The following is a 20643-nucleotide window of genomic DNA, read 5'->3' as shown; positions in this document are numbered from 1 at the left end:
AACACGGATACAGATCGAATGGGGAATGAAGGTTCACGAATTGACAGGCGGGGACGTTTTGATACTGGCTCCTCTTGCAGTGGCCGCGCAGACAATCCGCGAGGGGGCAGTGCTCGGATACGAAATAACGATGTGCCGAAGCCAGGACGATGTTCGTCCGGGACTAAACATCACTAATTATGAAATGCTTAATCACTTCGAGCCAATACTATTTGACGGTGTTATCCTGGACGAATCCTCCATCCTCAAATCGTTCACTGGCAAAATGCGGACTGAGCTAATTGAGTCCTTTGCCTTTACACCCTACCGGCTTGCTTGCACGGCAACGCCTGCGCCGAACGATTACATGGAAATCGGCAATCACGCTGAATTTTTAGGTGTCATGAGTCGCACAGAAATGCTATCCATGTACTTCGTCCACGATGGTGGAGAGACGCAGAAGTGGCGCTTAAAAGGACATGCGGAAGATACGTTCTGGAAGTGGGTTGCGAGCTGGGGCGTTGTATTAGAAAAACCCTCGGATCTTGGTTACTCAGATGACGGTTACATTTTGCCACCGCTCACGATTACTGATCATGTTATTGAAGTTGAAGGGGAACTTGCTAAGACACTTTCACAGCGACAAAAGGCACGTCGAGAAACCGCTGAAGAACGAGTAAAGGCCTGCGCTGAGATCGTTAATGCATCCGATCAACCTTTCCTTGTCTGGTGTGACCTAAACATCGAATCCGAGATGTTGACTGCCGCGATTCCAGGAGCAGTCCAAGTACGTGGGAGTGACAAAGCAGCCCATAAGGAAAAAGCTTTGCTTGACTTCGCAGCAGGAAAGATCCGTGTTCTGGTAACAAAGCCTTCAATCGCAGGATTCGGTATGAATTGGCAGCATTGCGCCGATATGGCTTTTGTCGGTCTTTCGGATAGTTTCGAACAAGTATTTCAGGCTGTTAGGCGCTGCTATCGTTTCGGACAAACAAGACCAGTAAATGTGACCATGATTACTTCCAGCCGAGAAGGGGCAACGGCTGAGAATATCAAACGTAAAGAAACTGACTTCCGGAAGATGGTCGCCGAGATGGTTCAGTACACCAAGGATATTACGTCTGAGTCAATACGTTCGACAGAACGAGACGTTACAGAATACAGAGCAAAAAACCCAATTAGACTACCACCATGGTTAAGGAGTGAGAAGATTGCAAGTTAACACTATTGACCAAGTTATCGAACAGGATTTCGCGATATATAACGGGGATTGCGTGGAGGTTGCAAGAGGACTTCCCGATAGCAGCATTCATTACAGCATCTTTTCTCCTCCTTTTGCATCCCTCTATACCTACTCGAACAGTGATCGAGATATGGGTAACTGCCGAAACGATGAAGAATTCTTTGAGCATTTTAAGTTCTTAATCCACGAGCTTCTCAGAATAACAATACCAGGACGTTTGGTAAGCTTTCACTGCATGGATATCCCGGCCATGAAGTCACGGGATGGGTATATCGGTATTAAAGATTTTCCTGCTCAACTTAGACAGGCATTCGAAGATGCCGGTTTTATATGGCATTCCAGGGTTACGATCTGGAAAGATCCACTGGTAGAGGCAACTAGGACGAAGGCACTCGGCCTGATGCATAAGCAGCTAGTAAAAGACTCATCTATGTGTCGCCAAGGACTACCTGATTATATTTTAACGATGAGGAAGCCAGGGGATAACCCAGAGCCAATTGTGCATCCCGATGGGATGGTGAGGTTTTTTGGAGAAAATGAACCGGATGCCCCAAAGATAGAACGTCCAGAGCCTGACAAGGAAGCAGCAGAAGCTAAGAAACCGTATGTTGGAGGCCCCGTATATTCACATCAAGTATGGCGAAGGTACGCATCTCCTGTATGGATGGATATTAGGCAAAGTAACACACTTCAATACCGTTCAGCTCGTGAAGAAAAGGATGAACGTCACATATGCCCTTTACAACTTGACGTGATCGCCAGAGGAGTAGAACTTTGGTCTAATCCTGGTGACATTGTATTTAGTCCTTTCGCAGGTATTGGCAGCGAAGGATACCAGGCTATAAAAATGGGGCGCAGGTTCGTCGGAGTTGAGCTGAAGGAAAGTTATTTCAAGATTGCAGTTAACAACCTGAAGATGGCCGTGCAAGAAGCGTTCGACGATCTGCTGACATGAGAGGTGATTACCAATGGAACTAGATATCAGCTTCGGTAAGCACCGAACCGATACAAACTGGAAGCCCCAATACCTAACCTGGGATGAGTTTGTAGAACGTTTACGGAAAGTTCGCCGGACGAATGAGACGATGGCCCAGTACAACAAATTGCATAATGTCGGGCGTGGCAAGATCAAAGATGGCCCAGCATTCGTCGGCGGGCTTGTTCGAAGCGGACGGAGGAAAAAAGAGAACGTTGACACTCGTAGTCTTATAACACTGGATGCCGATCATATCAACGATGACGGGTTCCCGTTCGCCTGTGAGCTGGTTTTAGGAGGTAGTGCTTATGCTATCTATTCCACACACAGCTATAGGCCAGAGAAGCCAAAATACCGCCTGATCGCTCCTGTTGATCGGTCTATGAGCCCTGACGAATACGGGGCCGTAAGTCGCAAGCTGGCTGAGCAAATCGGTATGGAGTATTTTGACAAGACCACATTCGAAGTCCACCGGCTCATGTATCTGCCAAGTTGCTCCAAGGATGCAACGCCAATACTTGAGGTCTATGAAGGGGATCCCCTTTGCGTCGATGGCGTTTTAAATCAATATGACGATTGGAAAGACCCGCTAGCATGGCCTAGACATGCCGAGGATAAAGCACAGCGGCAAACAGCCAAGCGTATGGAAGACCCTACGATTAAACATGGAGTAGTAGGAACCTTTTGCCGCTGCTATACCATTAGCCAAGCCATAGCCTCATTTCTACCGGATGCCTATGAAGCAGTGGATGAGAGTCTAAAACGGTATACCTATACCGGGTCAAGCAGCCACGGGGGTTTAATCATTTATGACGAAGATACTTTTGCTTTTAGCCATCATGAGAGTGACCCCTGCAGTGGTCGAGAAGTCAATGCCTTTGATCTTGTAAGAATTCATAAGTTCGGCAAACTGGATGACCGAGTGAGTGAAAAAACGAACATTACAAAGCTTCCTAGTCACATCGCCATGGAGAAATTCGCAAGCAGCCAACCTGAGTTTAAGAGACTTAGGATGTCAGAAATTCAGGAAGAGTTTAGTAATGGCGACGAAGACGTAAACGACGAAGATCCGGAGGATGAGTCATGGAAAGAGAAGTTAGAATTTCACCATAAGACCAATGAACTTTTACCGACAGCAAAAAATATTGAGCTTATTTTATCCCATGGCGAATGGTATGGAGTTCTTGCGTATGATGCTTTTGGTAATTCCGAGGTCATACGCAAGCCTCTGCCTTGGAGGCAACGGGAACGCGATAATCGACTTTACGAGCCGTGGTTAGGTGCTGATGATAAACGACTGCAGCATTGGTTCGCCAAAGTGTATGAGATCAGCGCGGGAAGATCTATTCAAAACGCATTCACGGAGGTAGTTCATATGAATACCTTTCACCCTATTAAGAGCTACTTGGAAAGCTGTACTTGGGACGGAGTAGAACGAGCGCAACAGATATTTATTGATTATCTAGGGGCGGCGGATACCCATTACGTGAAGATGGCTACGAGGAAAATGTTACTGGCGGCTGTCAAAAGGCTGTATGTTCCCGGATGTAAATTTGATGAAATGCTAGTTCTTATTGGCCCCCAAGGAGCTGGGAAAAGTAGTTTGCTTGCAAAGATTGGGCGCGAGTGGTTCAGCGATTCCTTACGAACGTTTGAGAATAAAGAAGCTGGGGAACATCTTCAATCAGGATGGATCTTTGAAATTGGTGAACTATCAGCCATGAAACGGACAGAGGTTGAGGAAGTCAAAGCTTTTTTATCGAAAACAGAAGACCGATACCGCGTAGCCTACGACCGTCAGGTTTCAGAGTTTCCCCGAAAATGTATCTTTTTTGGGACAACTAATACCAGAGACTTTCTTAGAGATACCACGGGAAACCGTCGATTTTGGCCTGTAGAAGTTCATCCAGAGAAGGCTAGGTATAACCATTGGAAGCATCTTACGAATGAGTTAATAGACCAAATATGGGCTGAGGTTTTGTGCTGGTTTAAGGCGGGGGAAACCTTGGAGCTCGATAAGGCAGCAAGGGATGAGGCAACAAAGCAACAAGCGCTTCATATGGAGAATGATCCCCGGGAGGGCATTATTCAGGAATGGCTTGAAACACCAGTCGAGGACGAATGGGGAGAGCAATCAGAGGAAAAGGTCTTCCGGGATCGCGTGTGTGCTGCCCAGATATGGGTAGAGTGCCTTAACAATAAAAAAGGATCGATGAGGCCATGGGAAGCAAAGGACATCTGCGATATTTTGCGTCGCATACCAGGATGGAAGGAATTGAATGGCCGTGTTCGCGTCTCTGGTTTTGGTCAACAAACTGCTTTTGAGCGAATCAGTAAGTGAAATAATTACTGCTTCACCACTGAATCAACTGCTTCACCCTCCCGATGCAATCGAAACAGAGCTGAAGCAGTAAAAAACGGATTACTGCTTCAGCAAAAAGCCAGATATACGAACGTGTTTAGCCCTACTGAGACAGATGAAGCAGTAATTTCTTCTATTAAAGTATTTATGTAATTAGCATAGGACGTAATAAAACACATGTATGTATACCCCCTATGCTAAACGTGATATTAATCATATACGCGTGTGCGAGGATTTACTGCACCGCCAACCAAAAGGAGAACAACCATGCGTGAATCCTATATCGAAAAAAAGCTGAGGGTTGAAGTCGAGCGTCTAGGCGGGAAGGTTCCTAAATGGGTTAGCCCTGGAAATCGGGGAGTACCGGATAGACTCGTTATACTACCTGGTGGGAAAACAGTATATGTCGAGACTAAGGCCCCCGGGAAACCATTAGAACCGCTTCAGGAGCGATGGGCAAAGATCCTGAGAAGCATGGGGCACCAAGTTTACAAAATAGATTCGGTTGAGGATATAAATAAATTCATAATCGAGGTGATGCCGAAATGAAGTTCATCCCGCACCAGTACCAAGAATACGCAACACAACGAATTCTGGACACGAATTATATCGCGTTACTGTTGGAGATGGGCCTCGGTTAGCAAAACAGTATCCACGCTGACTGCGATTGATCTACTGCTTAATGATTATTACGATGCAAACCGAGTGCTTGTTATCGCGCCTCTGAGGGTAGCGGATGATACTTGGGCCCGTGAGACAGAGAAATGGGATCACCTAAAACATTTGAGAATTAGCAAAGTCCTTGGGAGCGCGGAAACACGAAGAAAGGCCCTGAAAGCTGATGCCGATATCTACGTGATAAACAGAGAAAACGTCGAGTGGCTTGTGGGTGAACTGGGTACTAGTTGGAATTTTGATACCGTCGTGATCGATGAGTTATCCAGCTTCAAGAACGGACAGTCAAAACGGTTTAGGGCATTACGTCGAGTACGGCCCATGATGAAACGGGTTATAGGGTTAACAGGCACACCGGCACCCAACAGCTTAATGGATCTTTGGCCGGAAATATATCTTTTAGATCAAGGCGAACGATTAGGTAAAACAATCACGAGTTACAGAGATCGGTTTTTTGTCCCAGGTGCTAGAAGTGGTCACATTGTATACGAGTGGAAAGAGAAGCAGGAAGCAGAGCAAAGGATTTACGCGGCTATATCCGATATTGCCGTTAGCATGAAATCTGAGGATTGGCTGGAGCTACCTGAGCGAATTGACCGGGTAGTACCGATTAAACTGGATCAGAAGTCGAGAGAATTATACAAGAAACTGGAGAAAGATTTGCTGCTGCCGTATCGAGATGCGGATGTAGTTGCACAGACAGCAGCAGTCCTGAGTAACAAGTTACTGCAAATGGCTTCAGGTGCGGTCTATGACGAGGATAGAGGGGTAAAGTTAATTCATGATGCCAAGTTGGACGCATTGGAGGATATTATCGAAGCAGCAAACGGAAAACCTGTTATGGTGTTTTACAACTTCAAGCATTCGTTATCACGTATTCAAGAACGGTTCCCGAAAGCGCAGATTCTGAGAAAAGGAAAAGACGGAAATCAAGATATTGCAGACTGGAACAGTGACAAAATACCCTTGTTGCTTCTACATCCGAAGAGTGCCGGTCATGGTCTAAACCTCCAAGAGTCGAGTTGTCAAACGGTTGTCTGGTTTGACCAGATATGGAGCCTAGAAGAAGACCAGCAAGCGAATGCAAGGGTACACCGGCAAGGTCAGACGAGGCGTATCGTGGTCATGAGACTGGTAGCAGAGGGGACGATGGATGAGGACGCTGCGGATGCATTAGAGCGTAAAGCGGCGGGGCAAGATGCCTTGATGAACGCGGTAAAAGCAAGAATCGAGAAAGTGAGAGGAGTTGCCTAAGAATGAGGATAAATGTTGTATCGGATGTTTGTGAAGAACTCCAAAAAGCTATGAAAGTAAATCAGCTATTCTCTTCTCCGCATCACGGATACGCTATCATCCTTGAGGAGTTAGACGAGCTTTGGGATGAAGTCAAAAAGCGAGAACCCGATATGAAAAATATGAGAGCTGAAGCCGTACAAGTTGCGGCCATGGCTGTGAAGTTTATCTTTTCAATGGAGAATAACTGGAATCCAAGCCCACGGCGGGAGTGGAATGGGGAGAAAATATTGCAGAATGAAGTTAAATGTCGGCAGTGCAAATATACATCCCTGACTGCTGAACAATTAGCGGAGATAAAAGGTGACCCTTGTAATACTTGTCACGATTTAAGTAATTGGAAACCGAAGGAGGCTGAAGCGCAATGACATCCCATGACAAAAATGCGTGTCCCTGGTGTGGAGCAACCGTTGTACACACTGGAGGTTGTGTCCAGTGCCCCGATCCAGCTTGTGGATGGAGTGCTTGCGGTTAAAGGAGAGATGAGCATGGAATGTCCTAAAGAAATACGTCAATGCCCCAATGGCTGGACTGACTGTAAACTGTGTGCTTATTGGGATAGTCAATATAAAAAATGTGTGTATGTTCCAGAAGAACCGGAGTCTGAGCCAGAACCGATCTCTGAGCTTACAGAAAACGAGCTAACAACAGATCTAGGAGTGAATATCCCTTCTGTTAGGGGAACATGGGCAGAAAAATTCTTATCTCTGTCGCCTGACGAAGCACTTAAACAGTTTTATTCAAAGCACCCGCCAGATCTAGTCTCAAAGGAGCCAATCACCTGTATGGATGGCCCAATCGTTCCTGGCGGAAGTAGTAGGGGCAGAGTACCAAAAAAGCCAAAGAAGAAGATTCCGGAATATCTAAAACTTTTTGGACAGCAAATATAGTTTGACACGACTTGACAAATGGTGGTACAATGGACTCAATACGTACGCCCTGCGCTAAAAAGTGTGGGGCTTTCTTTATGTCTATATTTTCTGAGCGTTCCCAAACGGGGGCGCTTTTCTTATTTCCTTAAGGCGGTGATGTAATTGGCTAAGCCAGCTTTTTCGTGTGTAGGATATGAGCCCATGAAAGTAGGGCTTAATCCTAATTGCGGGAACTGTAAGAATTGGATCGGTAAGTGTAAGGTTCGCAAGATATTAGATGAGCTGTATGAGATAAGCCCACAGTTTAATGCGTTTGATAGGATGATGCGTGATAACCGAGGCGTAACGATAAGTTAGGAGGTGTACGAATGGCAAAGCTAACGGCAAAGCAGAAAAAATTCATAACCGAATATTTAATAGACCTTAATGCTACACAAGCAGCCATTCGTGCGGGGTATTCCCCTAAAACCTCTTACAGCATAGGACAAGAGAACTTGAAGAAACCTGAAATTCAAAATGCGATTCAGAAAGCGAAAGAAAAACGTGCAGAGCGCACAGAGATTACAGCCGATATGGTGCTTCAGCGTTGGTGGGATATTGCCACGGCTGACCCTAACGAAATTATCCATCTTCGGCGCGTCTGCTGCCGCCATTGCTTTGGTATCGACCACCAATACCAATGGCGCGACGAGGAAGAGTACCAGCAGGCTGTACGGATGGCTTATGATTTGGCTAGGGAACAAAATAAAGAACCGGCTATTCCATCAAATGCTGGCGGCTATGGCTTTGACCGGTTGTTGCGTCCACATCCTAAATGCCCTTACTGTCGCGGCGAAGGCAACGCGGATCTGCACATTGAGGATACACGCCACCTGAGTGCTAAAGCAAAACTGCTCTTTGCCGGTATTAAGCAAACTCAGGCAGGCGTAGAGATCAAGATGAGAGACCAAGACAAGGCCTTGGAGAACGTGGCACGGCACATAGGTATGTTTACCGAAAAGATAGATATCAACGGCTCAATGGTCATTTTTAAGGGCGAAAATGAGCTGGAAGATTGATTGGGTCCGATAATGAACACTATGTAAAGTAGCATAATTACAAAATCCTCATATTCGGTCAAATTTAGCCTTGAGAGGCGATTTACACGTTTTTAGATTCCTGAAAAATGGGGCTAAAAGCGTGTTTTTACGTAAAAGTGCAAAGTCCGATTATCTCCTGATTGCTCCGTTTTACTACCCAATCCATTTCTCGATAAAAGACAGGTGAGACGATTGAAAAAAATAGAGGAAATAAACCTGCCTGAGATCGTTGGCAAAGGTTACGGGTCATTCTGGAGATCTAAAAAGAGGTATCGCGTTCTCAAAGGCGGCAGGGGATCAAAGAAGTCTGCAACAACCGCTCTATGGTTTATATTCAACATCATGAAGCACGGCAAGGCCAATGCTGTGGTTGTACGCAAAACGTTCAATACGCACAAGGATAGCACCTATGCTCAGCTCAAATGGGCGGCTAAGCGCCTTGGTGTTTATGACAAATGGAAGTTTACCCTCAGTCCTTTAGAGGCGACTTACATACCAACAGGTCAAAAGATTCTTTTTAGGGGGTTTGACGATGTTTTAAAGCTAACATCTATAACGGTAGATACTGGCGTGTTGTGCTGGGTATGGCTCGAAGAAGCTTACGAGATTGAAGACGAGAAGGACTTCAGCACTCTTGATGAGTCTATTCGTGGGGAAATGCCTGATGGACTGTGGAAGCAGCTCACGCTTACATTTAACCCATGGGTAAACTCGCACTGGACAAAGAAACGATTCTTTGACAATTCAGATCCGGAAGCATTCACGCTCACTACAACATACAAATGCAACGAATGGCTGGATGATGCAGATAGGAAGCTTATAGAAGATCTTGAAGTCACTAATCCAGACCGCTTCAAAGTGGTTGGACTTGGTGATTATGGTATCCCAGGCGGGACATATTTTGATGAATTTAGGACAGATATTCATGTTGTAGAGCCTTTTGTCATCCCGCCTGACTGGAGAAGGTTCACGACTAAAGACTATGGCCTTGATAAGCTTGCTAATTACTGGATTACTTTAGATCCTGAGAATAACGCTTATGTTTACAAAGAGCTTTACGAATCAGATCTAATTGTATCTGAAGCAGCTAAGAGGATAAAAAAGGTTAATGGAACTGACAGTATAAAGATTAAGTATGCTCCACCTGACTTAGAGAACAGGCAAAAAGACACAGGAAAGAGCATCTTTGATTTGTTTAGGGAAAATGGAGAGTCATTAACTAAGTCGGATAATTCAAGAGTAGCAGGGTGGATGGCACTCAAAGAATGGATAAAGATCATTGAGAAGAGAGATATCGAGACCGGCGAGATAATTAAAACTAGCCGGATGAAAATATTCTCGAACTGTGTGAATCTCATTAGAACATTGCCACAAGTCCAAAAGGATGAAGCAGATCCTAATGACGTAGCAACTGATCCGCATGAGTTAACGCATGCCCCCGATGCACTCAGGGGATTTTGTATTATGAGACAATGCGCTCCTATAGTTGAGACTAAAAAGAAAACACAGCATTGGGCATTACGTGACGATAATCCCAAGCCACAAAGCTATGTAAGCACAGACGAAGCGCCCGAAGGATATCTTGGAGGATGGTAAAGTGATAACGATAACCGTAGGAGATAACAGTCTAAAAGCAGAGGGACATGCGAATTATGATCTGCCCGGGAAAGATATAGTTTGCTCTGCTGTGTCTACGCTTATGCAGACATTAGAGCTACGCGGGGAGGCTACAAAGGCTAAGGGATATATGTTTGTGCACACGGACGATAAAGAAGCCTTACAACTATGCTTAGATGGTCTAAAGATGATAGAGAGAAACTTCCCTGTGTATGTGGAGGTGATAACGTGATAGATATATTCTACGCAATCTTAGGATTGTGTTTTTTTATTGTTCCAGTACTAGCCTTTAGAGAAGGAATCAGAGTAGGAATGCAGGCTAATAAAGGCATTGAACCGCCAAAGGCTCAGACTCCCATTGAAGCAGTCAAGACTGTCGTTAAGGAAGTCAAAGAGATTAAACAAAGTCATGAGATAGACAAGGCGGAGAAGAAGTTGAACGATGACATAAGTAAGATGTTCAACTACTCGGGAGGTGATGACGATGGAACAGGCTAAAACAGATAGTTGGCAGAAGTACGAAAATGGATTAAACTTCTTCCGCAAAGTCAAATACTTCCCTAAAGTAGCCAAGGCCGAGAGATTCTACTCAAATGATCATTGGTATGGCATGGAGAGCGTTGATCTTCCGAAGCCCATCTTTCCCATGTCAAAGCGAATAGTTGACTTCAAGGTTAGCTCAATCATGGCTGAGGATATCAAAATGAACTTTAGTGTCGATGGCTATGCACAAGGTATGGAGAGCAAGAAGTCAGACCTCTACGATGAAGCGGAAGAGATATTCACGCAGTATTCGGAGACTACATGGGATGAGGTTGAACAGAAAGCGCTTAATGAGGAAATGCTCTTAAATGCTGCACTTAGTGGCCCTGGGATTCTTCATTACTATCTAGATGCTGACTATGAAAGCGGAAATGATGTCATAGCAAGAGGCAGGATATGCGGTGAGGTCATTGACGGAATTAACTTATTCTTGGGCAATCCAAACGATAGGAGAATTAATGCGAACGGTCAGGCGGTGCAGCCTTACGTCATTATCTCTTATCGAGAGTTAGTCTCTAAGGCTAAAGAAGATGCAAAGAAGAATGAAGTTCCACAGAATCAAATTGACTTAATTACAGCCGATTCCGATACGCACGATCAAGCTTTTGATAAGGCGCAATACGAATTAGATGATCAGAGCAAAACAACCGTGCTACTGCACTATTACAAAAAAGATGGCACTATATGGATGAAAAAAAGCACAAAGAATGTGCAGATTGTCAAAGATACAGACACCGAGAAAAAACTTTATCCTATCGCAATGATGAACTGGGATATCCGCAAACGCTTTAGCCAGGGTATGGGAGAGATGGAAGGGCAAATTCCTAATCAAATTGCAGTCAATACTCTCTTTGCTATGGCTATTCTCTCAGCACAGCGAACAGGTGTACCTAAAGCCATCTACGACAGAACAAGAATACAAGGATGGACAAATGCCGTAGGGAAAGCAATCGGAGTCGATGGCCCCATAGATAACATTTTTAAGTATGCTGAGACAGGACAAGCAAGCTTTGACATTTATAAGCTGATTGACTTGATTATCAACTACACTAAAGACTTAGCAGGAGCTAATGAGAACGCATTAGGCGAGGCCAAAGCAGAGAACACTAGCGCATTGATGTGGGCCCAGAAGCAGTCCGCTATTCCACTAGAAAGCGTTAAGCGTAGGTTTATTCAATGCATGAGAGATGTCGGATTGATATGGGCTGAATTCTGGAAGGTTAACTTCAATGTGACAAGAGCAATTAATGTCAAAAACCAAGCCGGCGAAGATGAAGTAAGGATGTTCAATGGTGAAAAGTACAAAGACATCAATATGAACCTAACCTTGGATATTGGGGCATCAAGTCAATGGTCTGAGGTGTTCAACCTTAACACGCTTAATTCGTGGCTAGATAAGGATAGAGTGACCTTTATAGAGTACCTAGAGCGATTGCCTCAAGGGATTGTAGCAAAGAAGCAACAACTTATTGACAGTCGCAAAGAAATGGACGAAGACAAGCAAATACTTTATGAGTTAATGGCAAGGTATGTCGAGAGTCTACCGCCTGAAGTACAAATGCAACTCGATACGATAAGGCAGAAAGATCCTGAAGCCTGGGAGAATCAAGTCAAGCAGATGATCATGCAATCAGAGCCACAACCTCCACCTCCACCTCCACCTCCACCTCCACCTCCACCTCCACAAGGAATGCCACAACAAATTTCTACCCCAAGCCAATGAGGCTTTTTATTTTTGTTTAAATTAGGCTGCAAATAAGACGGTGAATCGCCTTCCGTCAATTAAAGGAGAGATTTCATGTTTAAGAATTTGGCTGCTAAATCGGAATTATCCGAGGGACTCGCCATCCTAGACCTACAGTTATTTAGTGAAGAGTTTGAATCAACCGAAACGACGGAAACCGAGGAAGTTACAGAGCAAACAGAATCAACCGAGACTGAGGAAACAACGGAAGAAACTGAAAGCGAAGGCCAAGCCAAGGAAACTAACGATGTCACTCAGACTCAGGCATTTGCCCACAGACTAAAGGAAGAGACTTCTAAGGCTGCTCAAGCTGCAAGAGATGCATTTATAGCTGAACAAGGATATGAGTGGAACGGTAAACCAATCACAACCGAAGCAGAGTATAAGCAAGCTCTTTATGAAAAACAGATGCACGATGCCGGACAAGATCCTGACACTGTAAAGAAACTTGTCGATGAACATCCTGACGTAAAAAAAGCCAGAGAAGAATTCGCAAGGATGGAGTCACAACGTCAAATTTGGAGCGAATACCAAGAGCTGGCTGCCGAGCATGACAACATTAAAGATCCATCACAAATACCGCCGGAAGTTTGGCAACTCAAAAACGATAAAGGGATAACCCTTTTAGATGCCCAAAACCGCATTATTGTCAAGAATCACAAAGCGCAACTCGAAAAGATCCGATTAGATACCGAGCAGGAAACCCTTAGAAAGATTAGTAAGAATCAAATAACCTCACCTGGTAGTGCTTCAAACGGCAATGTATCTCACCAAACCAAATCAGTGATGGACATGACAGCAGAAGAGTTTGAAGCATATAGGGAGGAAGTAAAAAACAGGACGAGAGGATGATTTTAAATGACTTATTTTGACCTTCAATTATTCGCAACCGATGTACAAACACTGGGGAACAACGGAACTGGCTTCACTTCAATTCCTAATGAAAACGCAGAGATATACGACCGCGAGATGTACGACCGCCTTATCCCTGAGTTGCAATGGTACAAATACGGAGCCAAAAAACAACTCCCTAAGAATAGTGGTGACACGGTGTCTATCCGCCGATTTGAGAACCTTTCTACTTCTACCACAGCTATTACCGAGGGTGTTATCCCCGATGGGACTGACCTTGTAGTCGTTAAGCGTTCGGCAACTGTATCCGAGTACGGAAACTATGCAATTACCACTGAAAAACTGAACATGGTCGGCCTTGATGACACTGTCAGTGAGGTCTCAAAATTGATGGGAGAAAATGCCGGACAGTCCATTGATGAGATCGTTCGGGATGTTGTTGTGGCCGGAACTAACGTTCAATACGCCAACGGTGTAGCGGCCAGAAACTTGGTAGCTGCCAATATCTCTTATGCTGACATCTTAAAAATGGCTCGAACCATGAAAGTAAACAAGGTCAAGAAGATCCAAATGCCGGATGGTGCTATGGGCTACGTCTGCATGGTAGATCCTTATGTAGCCTATGACATCAAGAATCTGACTGAGTACAAATCATTCAACCAATACGATAATTCTAAAATCCTTCGCGAAGGTGTTATTGCAAAGTTGGCTGGAATCTACTTTGTTGAGATTGATAATGGTAAAGTATTCACAGGAGCAGGGGCTAGCTCTGCTGACGTTCATGCCTCTTATTGCTTAGGCCGTGATGCTTACATGGTTCCTGATATTAAGGGTTCGTCAAAGCCAAAAATTATTGTTAAGGCTGCCGGTAGTGCCGGAACCGCTGATCCCCTAGACCAGAAGTCTAGTATCGGATGGAAAGCTATGTTCGCCACACTTCGTATTGACGAACTGAGCGGACTTCGCTTCGAGTCTCTAGCATCTGCATAAACAACATAGGGGGAGGGAATAACCTCCCCTTTTATTTAATTTGAGAGGATGATTTTAAAATGGCAAACTTAGATAAAAAAACAACTGAACCTGTTGAGATAACCGAACGTCAACTGAAAAAAGAGTATGATTCCTTTAAAAAGCAACTTGCTGCCGAAGAGCACGTCAACATCATGATTCCTCCAACTCAGCTTTATCCAGAGGGATCAAGTATGCCTGTTTGTGTTAACGGAGTTACCTACACAATACCTGTCGGTATCGACTTTGAAAAAGGTGTACCAAAAAGCGTTTATCAAGCATGGAAAAACTCATATGATGCCGATAAGAGCGCAAGGGATAAGATGCGGAAGAAGTTAACTGGAGTTATTTCGATAGGATAAGGAGGTATATTAAATGCCTTTAGTTAAAGCTAGGCCTAGAGGTGATAGTGACGGCTCAATAGTTAGGCAGTTTGATGGGTCTGTGGATTCAAACTTAACAACCTACACCTACGATACGGCACAAGAAAACTTATCCATATGGAACAAGGGAAGCGTGCCAATAACCCTTAATGTTGGCACTTACAGTGTAACAATACAGCCAAAACAAACATGGCAAAACGACGTTGATTTCGCTTCGTTCACAGTAAAAACGACAACTGGTATTGGAGAGATTCGCTCAACAGCTAGAGAGTATGACAATAGACCCGTTTCAAGGCAAGAGATTAAGTTTCAACAACGTCAAAATCTTGGTGTTCTCCATAGATTGACACAGCAACCATTGCATAGATTGGATATGTCAGCTTTAGGGGGACTTCCTGCGGGTGTTGTATTTACTGCGAATGCTGGTGTTCCTGGTGGTGGTGTTTTGACGATTACGGGTAATGGAGCTTATAGAGAAATTTGGGATACAGAATATCGTTCAGTTGAGTCTAATAAGTCATATATTGTAAGATGCAGGATAAAACAGAAGAATTTGGGCAGTCAACCAATTAATGATTTTCGTATTTATTACGGAGTCAAATGGTATGACAAAGATAAAGTATTGATCGGTAATTTTCAATCTGCAGGTGTTCGTTACATGTCTAAACATGAAAACGAACGCTATTTATCTACAATAATTACAACACCTGCAAATGTTCGGTATGTAAGATTTTTAATATCGGCAGGATCGGATAACACTGATTCGGTACATGACGTTTATGACTTGCAGTTAGTACCTTTTTTAAGGAAAGAAATAGTACCAATTTTAGCATATCATGCGCCTCACGATTTTAATGGAAAACCTTATACTTTCACTATGCAGATGGAATTTCTTGCTAGGCATGGGTATAGGACTGTAACTATTACAGATATAGCGAGGATGTGGCGAGAAAACATCCCTATACCTGATAATTGCGTATGCTTAACATTTGATGATGGTTCTGAGAGTGTATATACAACATGGTACCCAATTATGGAGAAGCATGGATTAAAAGGAGTATTTGCGATCATTAGCGATGCCGTTGGACAGGAGACTCATAACGAGGGGACTAATGTGTATGCGCCTTTTGCTAGCTGGGGTCAACTTAGTGAAATGGCGGCTAATGGTTGGGAAATATGTAGTCACTCAAAAACTCATACAATACCGTGGGATAGTCAAGGAGATGCACAACTACAAGCAGAAATAGCAGACTCTAAAACCGCAATTGAGACTAATCTAGGATTGCCCTGTAATGTGATTGTTTACCCTAATGGAGAGTTTGCGGGGAAAGTTGCTAAGTATGTCGATGAAGCAGGATATTGGGCAGGCTTTACGGTAAATGGCCAAAAGTGGCAGAGTGATTTAATGGCTACAGAAGGTAGTGGTACAGCCTATTCTAGGCTCCCGTTTGCCTTTACACGTAGTTATGTATATGGAGATTCAGAAACAGAGTTTAAGCAAGCATTAAACTTCGACACTCTATATGTTTCTTATTAAATTACAATTCATTAAACCTTTACTAAAGATGCATAATACGTTGTTTAGCTAAAAAGTCCTATATTGAGAGGTGAAATTATGGCAGAAACCGTAAAAAATCTATTTCTTAAAGCACGTGCATTGTTAGACGAACTTACGGATGATGGTGTGCTTATACCTGAAGATGAAGTCATCGACATGCAAAGTAAAGCCGTTCTACTCGGGGATATGGCGCACAAAGAACTCTATGAACAATCAAGACTTGACTCTACCAAGGATGAACCAGACACTTTTACATCCATTGACGATACAACCGAAGTTAATTACAAAGCAGATCAAGCGATTACCTATTACATCGCTGCACGACTAGCTCCCTTCGAGAATAAGGAGCTAGTCAATTTTTTTGAAGATAAGTATGAACAGCTAAAACGCAAAAGTATAAACAAGGCTACTGAAGTAGCCATTACAGACGTATACGCACCGACAGAAGAAGACTCTTAAGGAGGTGTAAATATTGTATAAACCGAGTAAACCTCCTGACCCCATAGAGATAGATAAATTCTTAGGTATTAATGAAGCTGTAGGCGAGACCGAAAGCACCCTGGGCGAGTCCACGAAGCAAGTTAACTGGCGCATAACTCAAAATTACAAGCCTCAAAAAAGACCAGGGCACAAAACCTTTATAAATTATGAAAACTCTTTAGATGTTCAGGGAATGTGGTCTGGAAGTATCGATAATAAAAATGTCCTTATTTCATGTAATGATGGGAAAGTATATGAATATAATTTTGATTTAGCAACTAATACAGAAATAGGAACAATGACCGATGCTAAGACAACCGTATATTACTTCGAGGGGAAACTCTATTTTCTCAATGGATTCGAATACAAAGAGTATGATGGAAAAACATTCCAAGACGTAGACCCCTATATCCCCACTATAGCCATAGGATCGCCTCCAGCTGGAGGGGGTACACCTTTTGAACCTATTAATTTGCTTACAGGACGTAAAAAACAAGAGTTTGTAGGTGATGGAGTAACTGGAACATATCAATTAGCAGAAACTAATATTGATGCTGATGAAGTTTATGCTTGGGTAAATGGTGCTAGGAAAATTGAAAATGATACCTTTAATGTTGTGAGAACATCAGGTCAAGTTAATTTTGACGTTGATCCATCAGATGAAGCATTAGTGATTATCGAGTGGAGCAAAAAAGAAGCGGACTTAGTTATAAATGACTGTGAAACTGTATGGAATGAATATGTCAATCCTAATGTAGTATCAACGGTTAGCACCGATTACAAGGCACTGGGAACATATTCCGAGAAAATACGAATTAGTTCACTAGCTCATGCGAATGAAATACTCGTAACAAGTTCATTATCTTCAACAGATTTAAGGGAATACACTCATATTAGGCTATGGTTGCGTCCAACAATTGCCATAAAAGCTGGAGAATTACAATTACTTTTAGATGATAATGTTGGATGTGTCTCGCCGAAGGAAATTTTGAATATACCCGCATTAGCAAAAGCTAGTCAATTTATAACCATACCTTTAAGTAATCCATTGAATGATACTGATATTATTAGTATTGGGATAAAGCAAGTCAGAGATTTGGGCGATTTTACTTTATACGTTGATGATGTTCGCGCCGTAAAGCTTACAAGTGCAAATACCAATAAGGATTTAGTTGTAAAAAATAAATACGCTATGATGTTTGGCCCTGGTAATGACACGGCTGTTTTTTTATGGGGAAATCCAGACGAGAAAAACCGCAGAATGTGGTCAGGAACACTTAAGGCCAATTATTTTCCCGCAATTAACTTTAGAAATGCCGGAACTGATGAAACAGCCATTACCGATATAAAAACTCAATATGATAGGCAAATTATCCTTAAAGAAGATAGGTCATTCTATAGCTATCCTGAATGGAATGAAACAGCGAGTGCTTGGGACTATCCTATCCATGACTTAAATGAAAAAGTAGGCAATGAGGCCTTTAATGCAGTTCAAATTATCAAAAATAATCCTGTTTCTATTGCTAAAGGATCATGGTGGGAATGGACTTCCACAAATATTGAAGATGAACGAAACGCAAATATCATAAGCGAAAGGTTAAGACAATCATTATCATCAATAGATTTGACTCAAGCAATAACGTTTGATAACCAGCGAGAAAAAGAGTATTGGTGTAATGTTGGTGATAAGGTCTATATTTGGAACTACGGAAACAACACTATATATATTTATGACAATGTTTCTGGAACTTGTTTCCTTGATATCAACGGGCAGATTTATTATGGATCGCAGGGAACTATTGAGCGATTCGAAGGGTTGAATGACAACGGCGTAGCAATTACAGCTAAACTCGAACTGGCCTTTACAGACTTTGGGGTTAGCCATTTATTAAAAAATACAAGAAAAATATGGGTAACAATTCAACCCGACACCAAGACTTCCCTTGATGTTATGTACACTACAGACAAGAAATTTTTAAGCGACATTAAATCTATCAATGTGTCGTTCGCCTTGTTGGATTTCGGGGTGCTTGACTTCGAGAATTTTTCTTTTATGACCAATAGAGCGCCTCAACCTTTTCGTAAAAAGATCAGGGCTAAGAAATATGCTTATATCAAATTTATCCTTAAGAATGACAAAGTCGATGAATCGGCAGTTATCTTATCTATAAAAGCCGAAGCAGACACGACAAGCGAGGTGAAATAAATGGCTCTAACGAAATTAACGGAAGACGTAGCAAATGTTCAGAAGCTAACAGATAAGCCGACTGAATCTGCAACGCAAGTAAAAGTCCTCTTTGATAAAGCCGGGGAAGACATTAAGACGTATTTGAACGATGTTCATATTCCTGAGCTAGAGAGCGTATCAGATGGAGCGAGCGGAGCCGATAAGATAGGCACAACCCCTATTAGTGCTATCGGTGTACAGGCGACAGTACAAAGTGTTATTGAAGCACTTATTACCAGATTGCAAGCTGTAACAGCAACTAGTGGAGCAAAATTTATAGGTGTCCAAAGTATATCAGGTCTAACCGGAAACGATGTCCAGGTTTTATTATCTGCTCTCAAAACTTACATTGATAACCATAAAACAAGTTCAGACCACGACTCAAGGTACTTCACAGAAACAGAATTAGGAGCAGTAACAGATGGTTCTAGTGGAGCTGATAAAATAGGAGCCACACCTATAAGCTCAAGTCCTAGCACGGTACAGGGTATTTTAGAGTGGTTAAAGACTCAAATTGATACTATTGTATCAGGTGGAGTAGCAGATGGTTCTGTTACTGATGCAAAGTTATCAAGTACTACAGGACAAATTAAAGAAAGGGTTGCTACCCTTACTACAACTTATAATACTCATGCAGCATTATTTTCTTCCGAAACAGTAAAAGGGCATGTAGAGTTAGCAACAGCAGCCGAAACAACAACTGGAACAGATACAACAAGGGCAGTACATCCGGCAGGTTTAAAAGTTGAGTTAGATAAAAAAATACCTTTAACCCAAAAAGGAGCAACCAGTGGAGTATGTGATTTGGATTCATCTACACATGTTCCAGCCAATAGATTAGCAGTAAATGCTATGTCTGCAATTTCAACAGAAGGTTTAGTGTGGGAATTACTCGCAACACAAACCTTTACTGTAGATACAGCTAATTTCACATGGTCTAGTATTCCTGCTGGTTATACAGCGTTTAGAATAGTTGGTGAATTGGACGGATTTGATTCATCAATAAGAGATATAATTATGTCATTTAATGGAGTTACCACAGATACAGAATATATTTCACATAATTTAGTCAATGGTGTTTATAGTTCTTCAACTACTGCAAATGGAATTCAGATAAATGTAAGAAGTGATACAGGAAATAGAAGATTGTTAGATGTTGTAATTTCAAATACTGGTAAATATCATCAAATATATGCTACTCATGGTGGTCAAGGTCATTTAGGAATGACTAGTGGAGAATTCGAAGATACAACTCTTATTACTTCAATTAAACTCTCTATGTCTAGTTTTGATGCTGATTCTACTTTTAAATTATTTGGAAGCAAAACAGCTTTGTAAAATGGAGGGATAAATTTGTCAGAAGTTATAAATATTTATCAAGAAGTTACTGAGGATGGACTTGCTGAAGTTAAAGAATTAGAAAATGGTATGAAAATAATTTCACTTATTAATCCAACAAATGAATATATGTTGGCTAATTCTATAGTTCAAGCACCCCAACCAAATATAAATGATTATTTATTAGATTTAGATTATAGGATGTCAATGTTTGAATTAGGATTAGGATTAGGGGGATTGTAAAATGCCATCAATATTAACATACACATACTGCAAAACAGTAATACAAAATGGAACTTACGGAACAAAAGAAGATATGTTAATCAAGCTAGATGTGTTTCTTCTGAATAACCGAATTACACAAGATCAATACAATGAACTTACTGGATTATTACCAGCCTAGAAAGGATGGTG

22 protein-coding genes are annotated in these 20643 nt (G+C 42.5%); all 22 read left to right on the top strand.

The window, feature by feature from the left end:
* Positions 1–130 precede the first annotated feature (130 nt).
* The 22 genes from BLS16_RS04235 to BLS16_RS23415 all read left to right on the top strand — a co-directional run bounded on the left by BLS16_RS04235 (position 131) and on the right by BLS16_RS23415 (position 20632).
* The gene (locus BLS16_RS04235; protein ID WP_242876183.1) at positions 131–1201 is read left to right on the top strand and encodes a helicase-related protein; all 1071 of its coding nucleotides are present in this window, start codon (positions 131–133) and stop codon (positions 1199–1201) included.
* The gene (locus BLS16_RS04230) at positions 1191–2177 is read left to right on the top strand and encodes a DNA-methyltransferase (RefSeq protein WP_092330345.1); all 987 of its coding nucleotides are present in this window, start codon (positions 1191–1193) and stop codon (positions 2175–2177) included. Before BLS16_RS04235 ends, BLS16_RS04230 begins: the two co-directional genes overlap by 11 nt.
* A gap of 13 nt (positions 2178–2190) precedes the next feature.
* Positions 2191–4539: a virulence-associated E family protein gene (locus BLS16_RS04225; protein ID WP_092330343.1), complete on the top strand. Its 2349-nt coding sequence runs from the start codon at positions 2191–2193 to the stop codon at positions 4537–4539.
* 288 nt (positions 4540–4827) lie between these two features.
* Positions 4828–5109 (top strand): VRR-NUC domain-containing protein, encoded by a 282-nt coding sequence (locus BLS16_RS04220; RefSeq protein WP_092330340.1) that lies wholly within the window; start codon positions 4828–4830, stop codon positions 5107–5109.
* 54 nt (positions 5110–5163) lie between these two features.
* Positions 5164–6489, top strand: a complete 1326-nt coding sequence (locus tag BLS16_RS04215) for an SNF2-related protein (protein WP_207649726.1) — start codon at positions 5164–5166, stop codon at positions 6487–6489.
* Positions 6490–6491: 2 nt separating this feature from the next.
* Entirely contained in the window at positions 6492–6896 is a 405-nt protein-coding gene (locus BLS16_RS04210; protein WP_092330338.1) for a hypothetical protein, read from the top strand.
* Between the two features lie 6 nt (positions 6897–6902).
* A complete protein-coding gene (locus BLS16_RS04205) occupies positions 6903–7418 on the top strand; it encodes a hypothetical protein (RefSeq protein WP_092330335.1) in 516 nt (171 codons plus the stop codon).
* A gap of 144 nt (positions 7419–7562) precedes the next feature.
* Complete coding sequence (locus BLS16_RS04200; RefSeq protein ID WP_092330332.1) at positions 7563–7757, top strand: hypothetical protein; 195 nt, start codon at positions 7563–7565, stop codon at positions 7755–7757.
* 11 nt (positions 7758–7768) lie between these two features.
* On the top strand, positions 7769–8458 hold the full coding sequence (locus BLS16_RS04195; protein ID WP_092330330.1) for a terminase small subunit: 690 nt from the start codon (positions 7769–7771) through the stop codon (positions 8456–8458).
* A 213-nt stretch (positions 8459–8671) separates the two neighbouring features.
* The gene (locus BLS16_RS04190) at positions 8672–10075 is read left to right on the top strand and encodes a PBSX family phage terminase large subunit (RefSeq protein WP_092330327.1); all 1404 of its coding nucleotides are present in this window, start codon (positions 8672–8674) and stop codon (positions 10073–10075) included.
* Position 10076: 1 nt separating this feature from the next.
* Complete coding sequence (locus tag BLS16_RS04185) at positions 10077–10328, top strand: ribosomal-processing cysteine protease Prp (protein WP_176786063.1); 252 nt, start codon at positions 10077–10079, stop codon at positions 10326–10328.
* The gene (locus BLS16_RS04180; protein WP_092330322.1) at positions 10325–10594 is read left to right on the top strand and encodes a hypothetical protein; all 270 of its coding nucleotides are present in this window, start codon (positions 10325–10327) and stop codon (positions 10592–10594) included. Before BLS16_RS04185 ends, BLS16_RS04180 begins: the two co-directional genes overlap by 4 nt.
* The gene (locus BLS16_RS23420; RefSeq protein WP_092330320.1) at positions 10581–12362 is read left to right on the top strand and encodes a hypothetical protein; all 1782 of its coding nucleotides are present in this window, start codon (positions 10581–10583) and stop codon (positions 12360–12362) included. The genes BLS16_RS04180 and BLS16_RS23420 overlap by 14 nt, the downstream gene beginning before the upstream one ends.
* A 75-nt stretch (positions 12363–12437) precedes the next feature.
* Positions 12438–13235, top strand: a complete 798-nt coding sequence (locus BLS16_RS04170) for a hypothetical protein (RefSeq protein WP_092330318.1) — start codon at positions 12438–12440, stop codon at positions 13233–13235.
* Positions 13236–13241: 6 nt separating this feature from the next.
* Positions 13242–14225: a N4-gp56 family major capsid protein gene (locus tag BLS16_RS04165; RefSeq protein ID WP_092330315.1), complete on the top strand. Its 984-nt coding sequence runs from the start codon at positions 13242–13244 to the stop codon at positions 14223–14225.
* Between the two features lie 59 nt (positions 14226–14284).
* The gene (locus BLS16_RS04160) at positions 14285–14605 is read left to right on the top strand and encodes a hypothetical protein (RefSeq protein ID WP_092330312.1); all 321 of its coding nucleotides are present in this window, start codon (positions 14285–14287) and stop codon (positions 14603–14605) included.
* 13 nt (positions 14606–14618) lie between these two features.
* Positions 14619–16163 (top strand): polysaccharide deacetylase family protein, encoded by a 1545-nt coding sequence (locus tag BLS16_RS04155; protein ID WP_092330310.1) that lies wholly within the window; start codon positions 14619–14621, stop codon positions 16161–16163.
* Positions 16164–16241: 78 nt separating this feature from the next.
* The gene (locus BLS16_RS04150; RefSeq protein WP_092330307.1) at positions 16242–16643 is read left to right on the top strand and encodes a hypothetical protein; all 402 of its coding nucleotides are present in this window, start codon (positions 16242–16244) and stop codon (positions 16641–16643) included.
* A 13-nt stretch (positions 16644–16656) separates the two neighbouring features.
* Positions 16657–18870 carry a hypothetical protein gene (locus tag BLS16_RS04145; protein ID WP_092330305.1) on the top strand — a complete coding sequence of 738 codons (2214 nt, stop codon included), beginning with the start codon at positions 16657–16659 and terminating at the stop codon, positions 18868–18870.
* On the top strand, positions 18871–20229 hold the full coding sequence (locus BLS16_RS04140; protein ID WP_092330302.1) for a hypothetical protein: 1359 nt from the start codon (positions 18871–18873) through the stop codon (positions 20227–20229).
* Positions 20230–20244: 15 nt separating this feature from the next.
* A complete protein-coding gene (locus BLS16_RS04135) occupies positions 20245–20472 on the top strand; it encodes a hypothetical protein (RefSeq protein ID WP_092330299.1) in 228 nt (75 codons plus the stop codon).
* Position 20473: 1 nt separating this feature from the next.
* On the top strand, positions 20474–20632 hold the full coding sequence (locus BLS16_RS23415; RefSeq protein ID WP_176786061.1) for a hypothetical protein: 159 nt from the start codon (positions 20474–20476) through the stop codon (positions 20630–20632).
* Positions 20633–20643 lie beyond the last annotated feature (11 nt).

It is taken from the genome of Desulfosporosinus hippei DSM 8344 (assembly GCF_900100785.1).
GTDB classification, from domain to species: Bacteria; Bacillota; Desulfitobacteriia; order Desulfitobacteriales; family Desulfitobacteriaceae; genus Desulfosporosinus; species Desulfosporosinus hippei.
Note: the sequence above shows the minus strand (reverse complement) of the source record. Positions and strands in the feature narration are given on the sequence as shown.